Below are 15825 nucleotides of genomic sequence, written 5' to 3' on the forward strand. Positions count from 1 at the left end.
GAAATTTAGCAGGAATACGCGCCATTCCTCGTGAATATAAGTTAAAGTGAAATAATTGCTAATACTTTTTAAAGAAACGAGGAGGAAACGCGGAATGGAAATATTAAAAGTTAAAGCAACGTCGGTCCCTAATTCTGTAGCTGGTGCACTTGCAGGTGTTATTCGCGAACGCGGAACAGCAGAAATTCAAGCTATTGGTGCAGGTGCATTGAACCAAGCGGTAAAGGCAGTAGCAATCGCAAGAGGATTTGTAGCGCCTAGTGGTTTGGATCTAATTTGTATCCCAGCGTTTACAGATATTATGATTGATGGCGAAGAGCGTACAGCAATAAAATTAATTGTAGAACCTCGTTAAGTTTAAACAACCTGTTTGCAGTATGCAAACAGGTTGTTTTTATAATGGAGGAATGAAAATGAAAATGAAAATTTTTGATGCTCATTGTGACGTGCTTCTTCAGTTATGGAGTGCACAAGGGAAAAGGAATTTTAAAGATGATTCACAATTACATATTACATTTGAACAGTTAAAGAGAAGAAAAGGAAGTATACAATGTTTTGCTATATATGTACCAGAAACAGTGGCATATGAAAAACGATTTGAAGTAGCATTACAAATGGTAGATATTTTTTATAATGAAATTTTATCCCTACAAGGTGTGAAGTTTATTCAGACAAAAGATGATATTAACATGTTAAAACAGGACGGGATTGGAGCGATATTAACAATAGAAGGATGCGAAGCAATTGGAAAAGATGCAATGAAATTACGGTTGTTGTATCGCCTAGGAGTACGTTCTTTTGGACTAACATGGAATTATGCCAATCTCTTAGCTGATGGTGCGCTAGAGACACGTGGGGCGGGTTTAACGACTTTTGGTAAACATGTTGTACAAGAACTGAATACGTTACATGTATGGACTGATGTGTCTCATTTGAATGAAAGAAGTTTTTGGGATGTTATAGAGATTGCAAAAAATCCTATTGCTTCCCACTCAAATTGTATGAAACTTTGCGAGCACCCACGTAATTTAAACGATGAACAACTTAAAGCTCTTATAAAGCGAAATGGCATGATTGGTGTCACTTTTGTACCGCAGTTTCTAACAAATGAAAAACAAGCGAATGTAGCAGATATAATAAAACATATCGAATATATTTGCTTGCTAGGTGGAGAAAACAATATAGGGTTTGGTTCAGATTTTGATGGGATTGTAGATACAGTTGTAAATGTATCAGCGTATCGAGATTATGAAAATGTAATGAATGAGCTTTGTAAACACTATGCTGCATCTACTGTAGAACGATTTTTATATGATAATTTTGTAGAACATATGAGTTTTTAAATTCTGATTTAAAATTCAGAAAAATTAAAATTAATTCATTTGATTTTATTGCTTTTTTTAAGACCTAATACTAGAATGAAAAACAAAATAGCTTTATACTAAAGATTCAGGGAAATCAGAAGAGGCATAATTTGCGTCCGTTGTAGTTTATTTGCATAAAAAATGCTAAACTATTACTGTAAAAAAATACACTACAATGAATGCAGCCAAAAGGGGTGTAGGAGATGATTAGTCAACTTTCATGGAAAGTTGGAGGCCAACAAGGTGAAGGAATTGAAAGTACAGGAGAAATCTTCTGTATTGCATTAAACCGATTAGGATATTACCTATACGGTTACCGCCACTTCTCATCACGTATAAAAGGCGGCCATACAAATAATAAAATTCGTGTAAGTACAACAGAAGTACGAGCGATCTCAGATGATTTAGATATTTTAATTGCTTTTGACCAAGAAACAATCGATTTTAATTTCCACGAACTACGTCCAGGTGGAATTGTAGTTGCGGATGCGAAATTTAATCCAACAATACCTGACAATACAGATGTAAATCTATATGTGATACCGTTTACAGATATTGCTTCAGAATTAGGCACATCATTAATGAAAAACATGGTTGCTGTTGGAGCATCAAGTGCAGTATTAGGATTAGATGAAACAGCTTATTTAGATGTTGTTGAAGAAATCTTTGGTCGTAAAGGAGAGCAAGTCGTTCAAAAGAATATGGACGCAATTAAACGCGGCTCTCAATATATGAAAGAATTACTAGGTGAGAAAGTAAACATGATGCAGCTTGAAAAAGCTGATGGTAAAAAACGCATGTTTATGATTGGAAACGATGCAATCGCATTTGGTGCGGTAGCTGGTGGTGCTCGTTTTATGTCAGCATACCCAATCACACCTGCATCAGAAATTATGGAATACTTAATTAAAAAATTACCGAAAGTCGGCGGAACAGTAATCCAAACTGAGGATGAAATCGCAGCTTGTACAATGGCAATCGGTGCAAACTATGCTGGTGTTCGTACATTAACGGCATCTGCTGGTCCTGGTCTTTCATTAATGATGGAAGCAATCGGTTTAGCAGGTATTACAGAAACCCCATTAGTAATTGTTGATACACAACGTGGCGGCCCAAGTACAGGATTACCAACGAAACAAGAACAGTCTGACTTAATGGCGATGATTTACGGTACGCATGGTGAAATTCCAAAAATCGTAATGGCGCCAAGTACAGTTGAAGAAGCTTTCTATGACATTGTAGAAGCGTTTAACTTATCTGAAGAATATCAAGTTCCTGTTATTTTCTTAACAGATTTACAGCTTTCGTTAGGAAAACAAACAGTAGAACCACTTAAATTAGATAAAGTGGAAATTCGTCGTGGTAAGCTTGATTTAGAAGAAGAATTACCAGAACGTGAAAATAAAGCATACTTCAAGCGTTATGAAGTAACAGAAGACGGCGTTTCACCACGTGTTTTACCTGGTATGAAAAATGGTGTTCACCATGTTACAGGTGTAGAACATGATGAAACTGGAAAACCATCGGAATCAGCAATAAACCGTAAAGATCAAATGGACAAACGTTTCCGTAAAATGGAGAACTTGAAGTTTAATACCCCTGTTTATAAAAATGTTAAGCATGAAGAAGCAGACGTATTGCTTGTTGGATTTAACTCAACTCGTGGTGCGATCGAAGAGGCAATGACGCGTTTAGAACAAGAGGGTATGAAAGTAAACCATGCTCATGTGCGTTTAATTCACCCGTTCCCAACAGCTGAAATCGATCCACTTGTGAAAAAGGCGAAGCGTGTTGTAGTAGTAGAAAACAATGCAACAGGTCAGCTTGCTAACATTATGAAAATGAATCTTGGTAATGGTGAGAAAATTTCTAGTCTTTTAAAATATGATGGAAACCCATTCTTGCCGAAAGAGATTTACAACGAATGCAAAAAAGGGGTTGTATTAAATGGCAACATTTAAGGACTTTCGTAACAGTGTAAAGCCAAACTGGTGCCCAGGTTGCGGAGACTTCTCAGTGCAAGCTGCAATTCAACGTGCGGCAGCTAACGTTGGCCTAAATCCAGATGAACTTGCTGTTATTTCTGGTATCGGCTGTTCAGGCCGTATTTCAGGTTATATTAATTCATATGGTGTGCATAGTATTCATGGTCGTGCCCTTCCGATTGCACAAGGTGTGAAAATGGCAAATCGTGATTTAACAGTTATCGCTTCAGGTGGTGACGGTGATGGATTTGCGATTGGTATGGGACATACAATCCATTCTATTCGTCGTAATATCGACATTACGTACATCGTAATGGATAACCAAATTTATGGATTAACAAAAGGGCAAACTTCACCACGTAGTGAAGCTGGATTTAAAACGAAAAGCACACCACAAGGTTCAATTGAACCATCACTAAATGTAATGGAAATGGCCTTAACAGCTGGTGCGACATTTGTGGCGCAAAGCTTTTCGAGTGATTTAAAAGAATTAACACAAATTATTGAAGCTGGTATTAACCATAAAGGATTTTCATTAATTAACGTATTTAGCCCATGTGTTACTTACAATAAAGTAAATACTTACGATTGGTTTAAAGAGAACTTAACGAAACTAAGCACAGTAGAGGGATATGATCCATCTAATCGCATGATGGCTATGCAAACTTTAATGGAAAATAACGGTTTAGTAACAGGGTTAATTTATCAAAATACTAAGCAACCATCATATCAAGAACTTGTTAAAGGCTATAGTGAAGAGCCTTTAGTGAAATCTGATTTAAATATGGATCAGAAAATGTTTGATGAGCTTGTTGCTGAATTTATGTAATGTAAGAAAAAAAGGTTGCCGATTTGGCAACCTTTTTTTATGTACAAAAATATAGGGTAGCCTTATTTACTTAGAAAATTCAGAATGATAAAATAATATATAAATCGTTGTATGAAAATGGCAAGTTCATTGCTTATGAAATGTAAGGTAATAAAAGGCCTTTGTATTGTTAAAATTGGCGAAACACGTCATACTATGGTAATGTTTATAGGGATAAAGCAATATGCTTTTGGGTAGGACAACAAGAAATGATAAAAAGGGAATGTCTATTTGCGTGGGGAAGACTTCATTCTTGTGAATGATTAGATTGATTACTCAAGTTTCAAAGGACAAGTTATCTCTCCAGCTATCTAACCATTTTTGAGGTGAGTCTAAGCGCATTAAAATGGACTATAGAGTGTGTATAGTTAAGGGTGAAAGGAGATTACCGATGAACGAGCAACAACGATTAGCAAGTCAACAAGCAAATTCCTCTACGAAAAAAGAAGAGAAAGATTATAGTAAATACTTTGAAAGTGTATATCAACCACCTTCCTTAAAGGATGCGAAAAAGCGTGGGAAAGAAGAAGTTAAAATTGAACGGGATTTTGGCTTACCTGAAGAGTTTCGCAATTTTGGTACAGGAAGAAAGTTCTATATTCGTACATATGGTTGTCAAATGAATGAGCATGATACGGAAGTAATGGCAGGTATTTTCACAGCACTTGGATATGAACCAACTTTTTCAACTGAGGATGCAGATGTAGTTTTATTAAACACTTGTGCAATTCGTGAAAATGCTGAAAATAAGGTGTTTGGTGAGCTAGGCCATTTAAAGTCACTCAAACGAAGAAATCCAGACCTTTTAATTGGTGTATGTGGTTGTATGTCTCAAGAGGAATCTGTTGTAAATAAAATTATGCAAAAAAATCAGCATGTAGATATGGTATTTGGAACGCATAATATTCATAGACTACCGTATATTCTAAAAGATGCGATGTTCTCGAAAGAGACGGTAGTTGAAGTATGGTCAAAAGAAGGTGACGTAATTGAAAACCTTCCGAAAGTACGTCGTGGTGATATTAAAGCGTGGGTAAATATTATGTATGGCTGTGATAAATTCTGTACGTATTGTATTGTACCGTATACACGCGGAAAAGAGCGAAGTAGACGTCCAGAAGATATTATCCAAGAGATTCGTCATTTAGCTGCAAATGGTTATAAAGAAATTACTTTACTTGGACAAAACGTAAATGCATATGGTAAAGACTTTGAAGATATAGAATACGGTCTTGGCGATTTAATGGACGAACTTCGTAAAGTTGATATTGCCCGTATTCGTTTTACAACGAGCCATCCACGTGATTTCGATGATCACTTAATTGAAGTGCTTGGAAAAGGTGGCAACCTAGTAGAACATATCCATTTACCAGTTCAATCTGGAAGTACAGATATGCTGAAAATTATGGCACGTAAATATTCGCGTGAGCATTATTTAGAACTTGTAAGAAAAATTAAAGAAGCAATTCCAGATGTAGTATTAACAACAGATATTATCGTTGGTTTTCCAAATGAAACAGATGAGCAATTTGAAGAAACGATGTCGTTATATCGTGAAGTAGGGTTTGATACTGCCTTTACATTTATTTATTCTCCTCGCGAAGGTACACCAGCTGCAAAAATGAAAGATAATGTACCGATGGAAGTAAAGAAAGAACGTCTTCAGCGCTTAAATACACTAGTAAATACGTTGGCAATTGAAAAGAATAGTCGTTACAAAGGTCAAATTGTAGAAGTGTTAGTTGATGGGGAAAGTAAAAATAATCCGGAAGTACTTGCAGGTTATACTCGTACGAATAAACTTGTAAACTTCGTCGCTTCAAAATCTTTAATTGGTCAGCTTGTGAAAGTGAAAATAACGGAAGCAAAAACTTGGTCTCTTAACGGGGAATTAGTTGAAGAGCCGATTGAGGTGAAATAATAGATGAAAGTATATTCGAAAGATGACATTGTTGAACAAGCGAAAGAATTAGCAAAAATGATTTCTGAAACAGAAGAAGTTGATTTTTTTAAGAAAGCAGAGGCGCAAATTCATAAAAATGAAAATGTAAAGCGCGCAATCGATGAAATTAAAGCACTGCAAAAACAAGCAGTAAACTTGCAACATTACGGGAAATGGGAAGCTTTAAAAAAGGTAGAAGCTGAAATTGATGCATTGCAAGATAAGTTAGACAGTATTCCAGTCGTACAACAATTTAAATCTTCACAAACATACGTAAATGACTTATTACAGTTAGTTGCTAGTACAATTTCTAACAACGTAACAGATGAAATATTAATTTCAACTGGTGGCGATGTACTAAAGGGTGAAACTGGCGCAGCGGTAGAAAGTAAAAAAGGAAATTGTGGTTGTTAAAGAGATGTCATATTGACATCTCTTTTTTTTTGTGGATTAAACGTAAGTTCTTCTCAAAAAAAGAATGACACATTCCGCTATTGTCACGCATATGATTAAGTGAATAGTGATTGAGGAGGGTTACGAATGTCCGAATTTAGAGAGATTATTACAAAAGCAGTGGTTGGAAAAGGACGTAAGTATACAAAGTCAACGCATACATGTGAATCGAATAATGAGCCAACAAGTATTTTAGGGTGCTGGGTAATTAACCACTCGTACGAAGCAAGAAAGAATGGAAAACATGTGGAAATTGAAGGTTTCTATGATGTGAACACTTGGTATTCATTTGATGGAAATACAAAGACTGAAGTTGTAACAGAACGTGTGAACTACACGGACGAAGTAAGTATTGGTTATCGTGATAAAAACTTTTCTGGTGACGATTTAGAAATTATTGCTCGTGTTATTCAGCCGCCAAATTGTTTAGAAGCACTTGTATCACCAAATGGTAATAAAATTGTTGTAACTGTAGAACGTGAATTTGTAACAGAAGTAGTTGGAGAAACGAAAATTTGTGTAAGTGTAAATCCTGAAGGCTGCGTAGAATCAGATGATGATTTCCAAATTGCTGATGATGAATTTGAAGAATTAGATCCGAACTTTATAGTTGATGCAGAAGAAGAGTAATAGAAAGCTAGGGAGAAGTTCTTCCTAGCTTTTTACTTTACATAAGTGGGGCTGAATGAACATGATTCTTTATGAAATATGTTATAATGAAGAAAGACTCCTGAAATAGGAGATAAGAGTGTCCGTGAAATGCGACATATATGAAAATAGATTATCATGTAAGAATTATGGAGGAAAAGTATGACTCAATATACGCCTATGATACAGCAATATTTAAAGGTTAAGGCAGATTATCAAGATGCCTTTTTATTTTTTCGCTTAGGCGATTTTTATGAAATGTTCTTTGAGGATGCTGTAAAAGCAGCTCATGAACTTGAAATTACATTAACGAGCCGAGATGGCGGTAGTAGTGAACGTATACCAATGTGCGGTGTACCGTATCATGCGGCTAAAAACTATATTGAACAACTTGTTGAAAAAGGATATAAAGTAGCTGTTTGTGAGCAAGTAGAAGATCCGAAAACAGCTAAAGGTGTAGTACGTCGTGAAGTAGTACAATTAATTACGCCAGGAACGATGATGGAAGGGCGTACAATTGATGAGAAAGAAAATAACTTCTTAGCCGCATTAACACATTTTGAAGATGGATCATATGCATTAGCTTGTAACGACTTAACGACTGGACAAAATACAGTAACGTTATTGACTGGTTCAGTAGAAGATATTTTATTAGAAGTGTATGCAACTGGTTCGAAAGAAATTGTTGTTGATTCTTCATTTTCTAAAGATGAACTAAACAAGTTAACTGAAACATTGAAAATGACGATTTCGTATGAAGATGCAACGGCAATTCCGGAAGGATTAGAACATCTTGTGAAAAATGTTTCACAAGCAAAATTAATTAAAGCAGTTGGACGTTTATTTAACTATGTAATAAGAACGCAAAAACGTTCTTTAGATCATTTGCAACCAGTAGAAATTTATTATACGAATCAATTTATGAAAATTGATGTACATTCAAAGCGAAATTTAGAACTGACAGAAACACTTCGAACGAAAGAAAAAACAGGATCACTATTATGGTTATTGGACAAGACGAAAACAGCTATGGGTGGTCGTATGTTAAAACAGTGGATGGAACGTCCACTTATACAGAAAGAAAGAATTGAAGAGCGTTTAGAAATGGTTGAAACGTTTGTAAATGATTACTTCTTACGTGAAGATTTAAAGGAAAAGTTAAAAGAAGTATATGATTTAGAACGCTTAGCAGGAAAAGTTGCATTTGGTAACGTAAATGCAAGAGACTTATTACAATTAAGACGTTCATTGCTTCAAGTACCAGCTATTTTAGAAGCAATTAGTTTGTTAGATAACGCTTATGCATCGAGATTAATTCAAGGTGCAGATCCATGTGAAAGCTTAACAGAATTACTAGGAAGAAGTATTCAAGAAAACCCACCGCTTTCGATTAAAGATGGAGATATTATTAAAGATGGTTATAATGACAAGCTTGATCAATATCGTTACGTTAGTAAAAACGGGAAAACGTGGATTGCTGAGCTTGAAAAAAGAGAACGTGATATTACCGGAATTAAATCGTTAAAAATCGGATACAACCGTATTTTCGGTTACTACATTGAAGTAACGAAAGCGAATCTTGCAGCACTTCCAGAAGGTCGCTATGAGCGTAAACAGACGCTTGCTAATGCTGAACGTTTCATTACAGATGAACTGAAAGAAAAAGAAACGTTAATCTTAGAAGCTGAAGAAAAAATTGTACAGCTAGAATACGATTTATTTACAGCACTTCGTGAAGAAGTAAAAGTATTTATTCCGAAATTACAACATTTAGCGAAAGTAATTAGTGAATTAGACGTACTGCAAAGTTTTGCGACAGTTAGTGAAGAAGAACAGTTTGTAAAACCTGTACTGACAACGAAGCGCGAAATCTTTATTAAAGATGGTCGTCATCCTGTTGTTGAAAAAGTATTGAACGGGAAATTGTATGTACCGAATGATTGTATTATGCCAGAGAATATGGATGTCTTTTTAATTACAGGGCCGAACATGTCTGGTAAAAGTACGTATATGAGACAATTAGCACTTGTAACGGTTATGTCGCAAATCGGTTGTTTCGTACCAGCAACAGAAGCAGTATTACCTGTATTTGACCAAATCTTTACGAGAATTGGTGCAGCGGATGATTTAATTTCAGGTCAAAGTACATTTATGGTCGAAATGTTAGAAGCGAAAAATGCAATTGCAAACGCATCAGAAAGAAGTTTAATTTTATTCGATGAAATTGGACGCGGTACATCTACGTATGATGGTATGGCACTTGCACAAGCGATTATTGAACATATTCATGACCAAATTGGTGCAAAAACGTTATTCTCTACGCATTATCACGAATTGACGGTGTTAGAAGAGAGTTTAAATCAACTGAAAAATGTACACGTTTCAGCAATTGAAGAGAATGGAAAAGTAGTATTCCTTCATAAAATTCAAGATGGAGCAGCTGATAAAAGTTACGGAATTCACGTTGCGCAACTTGCGGAGCTTCCAGATAGCCTAATCGCTCGTGCGAAAGAAGTGTTAGCACAGCTAGAAGGACAGGAAGAAATTATTATTCCAAAACGAGTAGAAGTGAAAGTACAAGAAGCTACTCCAGAACCTGTAGTTGTAAAAGAAGAAATAGCAGAAATACAGGAAACGAAAGTAGAGACTGAAGAAGAATCGCAACTATCTTTCTTTGGAGGAGAACAGTCTTCGAAGAAACAAGAAAAGCCTCTGCTAGATCAAAAAGAAACAGCAGTACTGGCGCAAATTAAAAAAATCGATTTACTTGATATGACACCTTTAGAAGCGATGAACGAATTGTATCGCTTACAGAAAAAGTTAAAGAAAGGATGAGTAAGTAGATGGGGAAAATTCGCAAACTCGATGACCAACTCTCTAACTTAATTGCGGCAGGGGAAGTAGTAGAGCGCCCTGCTTCAGTCGTAAAAGAACTTGTGGAAAATTCTATCGATGCGAATAGTACATCTATTGAAATCCACTTAGAAGAAGCTGGGTTATCGAAAATTCGTATCATTGATAATGGTGATGGTATTGCAGAAGAAGACTGTATCGTCGCTTTTGAACGCCATGCAACGAGTAAAATTAAAGATGAAAACGATCTGTTCCGCATAAGAACACTCGGTTTCCGCGGTGAGGCATTGCCAAGTATTGCCTCAGTTAGTGAATTAGAATTAATTACTAGCACAGGTGATGCGCCTGGTACACACCTTATTATTAAAGGTGGAGACATTATAAAGCAAGAGAAGACTGCGAGCCGAAAAGGAACAGATATTACAGTACAAAATTTATTCTTTAATACACCAGCACGTCTTAAATATATGAAAACCATTCATACAGAGCTCGGAAATATTACAGATATCGTGTATCGTATTGCAATGTCACATCCAGAAGTATCGTTAAAACTATTTCATAATGAAAAGAAATTGCTTCATACGTCAGGTAACGGTGATGTAAGACAAGTACTTGCATCGATTTACAGTATTCAAGTTGCGAAGAAGCTTGTTCCAATTGAAGCTGAATCTTTAGACTTTACAATTAAAGGTTATGTAACATTACCAGAAGTAACGAGAGCATCTCGTAATTATATGTCAACGATTGTAAATGGTCGTTACGTTCGAAACTTTGTATTAATGAAAGCAATTCAGCAAGGATACCATACATTACTGCCAGTTGGCCGGTATCCAATTGGTTTCTTATCGATTGAAATGGATCCAATGCTAGTTGACGTTAACGTACATCCAGCGAAATTAGAAGTTCGTTTTAGTAAAGAACAAGAATTGCTAAAGCTGATCGAAGAAACATTGCAAGCTGCATTTAAAAAAATACAGCTTATTCCAGATGCAGGTGTAACAACGAAGAAAAAAGAAAAAGACGAAAGTGTGCAAGAACAGTTCCAGTTTGAGCATGCGAAGCCGAAAGAACCATCTATGCCGGACATCGTTTTACCGACTGGCATGGATGCAAAACAAGAAGAACCGCAGGCTGTGAAACAGCCTGCGCAGCTTTGGCAACCACCGAAGCAAGAATGGCAACCACCACAGTCGCTCGTGAGAGAAGAACAAAGTTGGCAACCATCCACTAAACCGATAATCGAAGAGCCAATTCAAGAAGAGAAATCGTGGGACAGTAATGAAGAGGACTTTGAACTAGAGGAATTAGAAGAAGAAGTTCGGGAAATAAAAGAGATTGAGATGAACGGGAATGACTTACCACCGCTTTATCCAATTGGACAAATGCATGGAACATATATTTTCGCTCAAAATGATAAAGGATTATATATGATTGACCAGCATGCCGCGCAGGAACGTATTAATTATGAATACTTCCGTGATAAAGTAGGAAGAGTAGCGCAAGAAGTACAAGAGTTACTTGTACCGTACCGTATTGATCTATCTCTTACTGAATTTTTACGTGTCGAAGAGCAGTTAGAAGAACTAAAAAAAGTCGGGCTATTTTTAGAACAATTCGGCCATCAATCCTTTATCGTCCGCTCGCATCCAACATGGTTCCCGAAAGGACAAGAAACAGAAATCATCGATGAAATGATGGAGCAAGTTGTTAAACTAAAAAAAGTTGATATTAAAAAGTTACGTGAAGAAGCAGCCATCATGATGAGCTGTAAAGCATCTATTAAAGCGAATCAATATTTAACGAACGATCAAATATTTGCTTTACTGGAAGAACTACGTACAACAACAAACCCGTACACATGCCCGCACGGAAGACCAATTCTTGTGCATCATTCTACTTATGAGTTGGAGAAGATGTTTAAGAGGGTTATGTAGAGTGAATAGATTACATTTCAAAAGGGAGCAACATTTACTGTTGCTCCCTTTTAATATGTAGATTTAATTGTAAACGAGAATATGGTGGAGTAATTTTGTAGTGTATTTCTTGGTTGCGTTAACTTAAATTTATCTATGTATAAAAAAGCGCTGTATACAGCACTTTTTAAAAGGTGCATGAATTGTATCATTACTAACTAAATAACTATGCATGGCCAAATGTTGCTTCTTATTTAGCCAATTGTCATAAGGATCTATACAATTACTTATTTTTATTATTATTAATTTTTTCAGTGTATAGAACTTGCTCTTTATAGTGCTTCTTAATTGGGAAGTTATGTGTACCTGTGCCGTTCTTGAATTTTTTGTCAATGGGGTTCTTTAGAGGAACTGTTGTAGTTTCAGTAAATTCATATGGGTAATTTATTTTAGATTTATCTTCAAACATGAAAATGCCTCCTTTTAGGATCTCCTAAATTCTTTACTATAACATGATATGCATATAGATATTTTTTGGACTAGTTATTTATATAGGTTAATGGAATTTAATTACATAACTAATGAAACATTTTAAAGGAAAACAATTTGAGAAAGAAATGGTATGAATAGATGTTGGCTCCTATTGTTATTTTTTTGTTTAACAGCACAGTGAATTGTGCATATAAATTCATTATAGATTGTTTTTATAATATGGTTTATATGGGGTTTTCCTGATAATATAATGTGGAATATTATAGTGTTATTAGGTTATTAGGAACATCTAATGCTGTTTCATAACTGAAAGGGAATTGAAAAAAAACTGAAACTTTTCTCATAAAAATTCAATCTAACTTGAAAAATGAAAGGAAAATGAAATTTTCCAAAAGATATTCTTTGTTAAGATAAAAAGCATACATACAAAAAGCATTGACATATCTTAAAAATTTATTTTCAAGATATAGTGGGGGAAAAGATGAGATTAGAAAAACAATTAATAAAAAAGATGTATTATGAAACGTTCCTAATGGAGAATGAAACAAAACCAACTCTTGACGTACTTGGACAAGCTTATGTAAACGAAGAAAAAAATGAGATTTCTGATGGGTCTTATATTCGTTTTGCACAAGGTGAATTTTATTATCGTCATCAAGATTTTGAAGCAGCTATTTTTAAATGGGAGAAGGTTAGTAATGAATTAGCACCATGGGCACAAAAAAATATTGCGGATGCTTATTTCGAACTTAATCAATTACCATATGCTGAAAATATTTATACTTCCATTACTACTGATAATAAAATATTGATGACCGAAATTAGATTACAATTACTTTCTCTTTACATTGAGCAAAATAATTTTGATTCAGCTTTCGGTGTTATTAAAGAAGCAGTTTCTTTAAATCCTGATTATCCGAACGTCACAAAAATTGCCCGTTCCTTTTATGAGGAACAGCAAGATTTTGATAGTGCAGTAGAGCTTGCTGTGAATGAGTTAATTCGAATAGAGTCGTATCCGTGGTTTGAGGTGTTAAAAGGATATATCGATAAAGGGTTTACTAAACATATTTCACCAGACTATTTTTATGATGCATTAGCTACATTAAATAATGTAGATCAAGTACAATTTACACAAATGGTTTCAGCACTTTGGAACAGTTATAAAGATGAACCAAATTATTTATTATGGCTTAATACAATAAATGAATTTTTCTTACATATTGAAATACATTCGTCCGATATATGGAACAAAGTTTCTGCTCTTTACGAAGAAACGTACTTTACATTAATTCAAGGTCAATATACGCTTAGACAATTAGACGATATCATACCAAATCTGTTAGCAAACTGGTTAAAGGTAGTCAATCCATCTTATGCTGTATTTCCATCTGCAGCTGTATTGGCATGGGATGAGATTTTCCCTTCCAAAATAGATTCAGCAAATATAGAACATGCGGAAAACTTACTGTCACATTCTATTAATCATGTAAATGGCTTAGAGTACAGCTTACACCTTTTTGAATCTATTACACAGTGGGCACAAAAGCAGAATATAGAAATAGGTCACCGATTTAAATGGTTAGTTGACGAGCTCGCAGATTTAAGAACAAATCGTATTTTAGTAACGGGAACTTCAGGGAACGGAAAAACTACATTTATTAACTCTATATTAGGAGAAAATATATTAGAAAAATCAATTTCAAATGTAGTAGTTTTAAAAAATGATGCTCATATAGAAATAAACGCTATAACAGACTCAGCAATTACAACAACGGAAGATGTCTCTGATTACCATAATATGATGTCTCAGCACCATCAAACATATAGAGATAGAGCGTGTGTTGAATTTAAATTACCATGCAGATTTTTAAATGAAAATAAACTTACATTTGTAGTGACACCTGGCTTTAATAGAAATAACGACACTAGAGATGAAATATTCGAATATTTAAATTCTGTAGACGAATTACTATTCGTATTGAATGCGGATTCACCTTTTACTGATAAAGAACGTGATATTTTATTAAGTATTCAAGAACATACGCCAAATTTACAAATTCATTTTTTATTAAATAAAATCGATAACATTTACAGTGAAGCAGAAGTGAAAAGGGTATTACATGATACGGCAACGAGAATAAACACATATTTCCCGTATGCGAGAATTTTCCCTTATTCCTCGTTATATACAAGTAGTCAACAATTAAATGGTTTAACTGAGTTTATTCATTTTAACTTTAATCATAAAAATATCGATGCAGAACGTACTGAAAAGTAATTATTTTTCATTCGAAAAACAATTACATATCTTTTGGATAAACGTGTTGAGAAAGAAAATAACCTGGTGGATGCTATTAATTGGAATGAAGATATGCTAGTGAAACTAAACGGTAGCATTAATAACCTTACTGCATTTGAAAGGGAAAAAATTCATTTCATTACACAATCATATCGTTCAATGAAGACTGAAATTACAAATGATCTTACCGAAAATATTCCGAAGATATTAAAGAGCTGTTCTAATTTAATTAGTGAAGAAAGTGATTTCGGGCACATGGATACGGAACTAAATAAAGCAATGAATGAAAGAGTGCATAAATATTTAGAACAAACTGTATTACCTAATCTTGCTCTTTCTATGCAAAATTGGATTGCAACTTCTAATAATGAGCTTCTTCAAAGTCAAACGTATTTAGAAGAACTTAGTGAAGGGCTTAATTCACTATTTGGAGAAAATAAAATACAGTTAGAATGTGACTTTAAAGTGCTTGATGACTGGCGCAGAGATACTGACAGGATGACGACTAGAATACAAATGGATGAAGTAAATATTTTACGTCGATTTACGCCAGCACAATTTTTACTAAAAAGTGCCGGTAAATTATTTGGAGTTCTTCCTAAAAATAAATCTATGCTATATAACAAATATAAACAGTATGTAGAAAATGAAGATTATACTGAAGTAACGGCTTCTATTATGAAGAAATTTTTCTTGCAATTTGAGCTGTTTGAAAACACACAAGAGAGGGATATTCATATATTCTTTAGGAATCCATTTAACTCCTTAAAGCAAGCTGTAGAAAATACGCAATTAGAAATACAAGAAAAACAAGAGATGTTACATAAAATGAAATCAAATCCTGAAGTTTATCATGATTCTATCATGCTCTTTGAATTGAGATTGCGTCAATGTGAAGTAATTTTAAATATAGGTGATGATAATACCTATACAGATGTAGCTTTAGAAACAAGTGTAGAATAAAAGTAAAAGGGAGCAACTGTAATAAGTTGCTCCTTTTTCATA

10 protein-coding genes and 1 pseudogene are annotated in these 15825 nt (G+C 34.7%); 10 read left to right on the forward strand and 1 reads right to left on the reverse strand.

The window, feature by feature from the left end; translation table 11 throughout:
- Nucleotides 1-94: 94 nt before the first annotated feature.
- The 9 genes from spoVS (at nucleotide 95) to mutL (ending at nucleotide 12047) form a co-directional block, all read left to right on the forward strand.
- Nucleotides 95-355, forward strand: a complete 261-nt coding sequence (gene spoVS, locus ACS2CR_RS04245; protein ID WP_000404341.1) for a stage V sporulation protein SpoVS — start codon at nucleotides 95-97, stop codon at nucleotides 353-355.
- A 64-nt stretch (nucleotides 356-419) separates the two neighbouring features.
- The gene (locus ACS2CR_RS04250; protein WP_053512448.1) at nucleotides 420-1343 is read left to right on the forward strand and encodes a dipeptidase; all 924 of its coding nucleotides are present in this window, start codon (nucleotides 420-422) and stop codon (nucleotides 1341-1343) included.
- A 224-nt stretch (nucleotides 1344-1567) separates the two neighbouring features.
- The gene (locus ACS2CR_RS04255; RefSeq protein WP_053512447.1) at nucleotides 1568-3325 is read left to right on the forward strand and encodes a 2-oxoacid:acceptor oxidoreductase subunit alpha; all 1758 of its coding nucleotides are present in this window, start codon (nucleotides 1568-1570) and stop codon (nucleotides 3323-3325) included.
- Nucleotides 3312-4178: a 2-oxoacid:ferredoxin oxidoreductase subunit beta gene (locus ACS2CR_RS04260; protein ID WP_000190155.1), complete on the forward strand. Its 867-nt coding sequence runs from the start codon at nucleotides 3312-3314 to the stop codon at nucleotides 4176-4178. The genes ACS2CR_RS04255 and ACS2CR_RS04260 overlap by 14 nt, the downstream gene beginning before the upstream one ends.
- Nucleotides 4179-4608: 430 nt before the next feature.
- Nucleotides 4609-6138, forward strand: a complete 1530-nt coding sequence (gene miaB / locus ACS2CR_RS04265; protein ID WP_001005388.1) for a tRNA (N6-isopentenyl adenosine(37)-C2)-methylthiotransferase MiaB — start codon at nucleotides 4609-4611, stop codon at nucleotides 6136-6138.
- Nucleotides 6139-6141: 3 nt separating this feature from the next.
- Nucleotides 6142-6573: a RicAFT regulatory complex protein RicA family protein gene (locus ACS2CR_RS04270; RefSeq protein WP_000870461.1), complete on the forward strand. Its 432-nt coding sequence runs from the start codon at nucleotides 6142-6144 to the stop codon at nucleotides 6571-6573.
- 126 nt (nucleotides 6574-6699) lie between these two features.
- Entirely contained in the window at nucleotides 6700-7242 is a 543-nt protein-coding gene (cotE, locus tag ACS2CR_RS04275; RefSeq protein WP_001288799.1) for an outer spore coat protein CotE, read from the forward strand.
- 180 nt (nucleotides 7243-7422) lie between these two features.
- Entirely contained in the window at nucleotides 7423-10095 is a 2673-nt protein-coding gene (gene mutS / locus ACS2CR_RS04280) for a DNA mismatch repair protein MutS (protein WP_000196029.1), read from the forward strand.
- Between the two features lie 8 nt (nucleotides 10096-10103).
- Nucleotides 10104-12047 carry a DNA mismatch repair endonuclease MutL gene (mutL, locus tag ACS2CR_RS04285; RefSeq protein ID WP_000516463.1) on the forward strand — a complete coding sequence of 648 codons (1944 nt, stop codon included), beginning with the start codon at nucleotides 10104-10106 and terminating at the stop codon, nucleotides 12045-12047.
- A 262-nt stretch (nucleotides 12048-12309) separates the two neighbouring features.
- Here the strand turns inward: mutL and ACS2CR_RS04290 are convergent, their stop codons facing one another.
- On the reverse strand, nucleotides 12310-12495 hold the full coding sequence (locus tag ACS2CR_RS04290) for a hypothetical protein (RefSeq protein ID WP_000461138.1): 186 nt from the start codon (nucleotides 12493-12495) through the stop codon (nucleotides 12310-12312).
- Nucleotides 12496-12999: 504 nt separating this feature from the next.
- On the opposite strand from ACS2CR_RS04290, the pseudogene ACS2CR_RS04295 reads away from it, so the two are divergent.
- Nucleotides 13000-15783: pseudogene (locus ACS2CR_RS04295) on the forward strand (dynamin family protein).
- The last annotated feature ends 42 nt before the right edge of the window (nucleotides 15784-15825 follow it).

Origin of the sequence: Bacillus cereus group sp. BceL291 (genome assembly GCF_051776705.1) — a bacterium.
Classification (GTDB): Bacteria; Bacillota; Bacilli; order Bacillales; family Bacillaceae_G; genus Bacillus_A; species Bacillus_A cereus.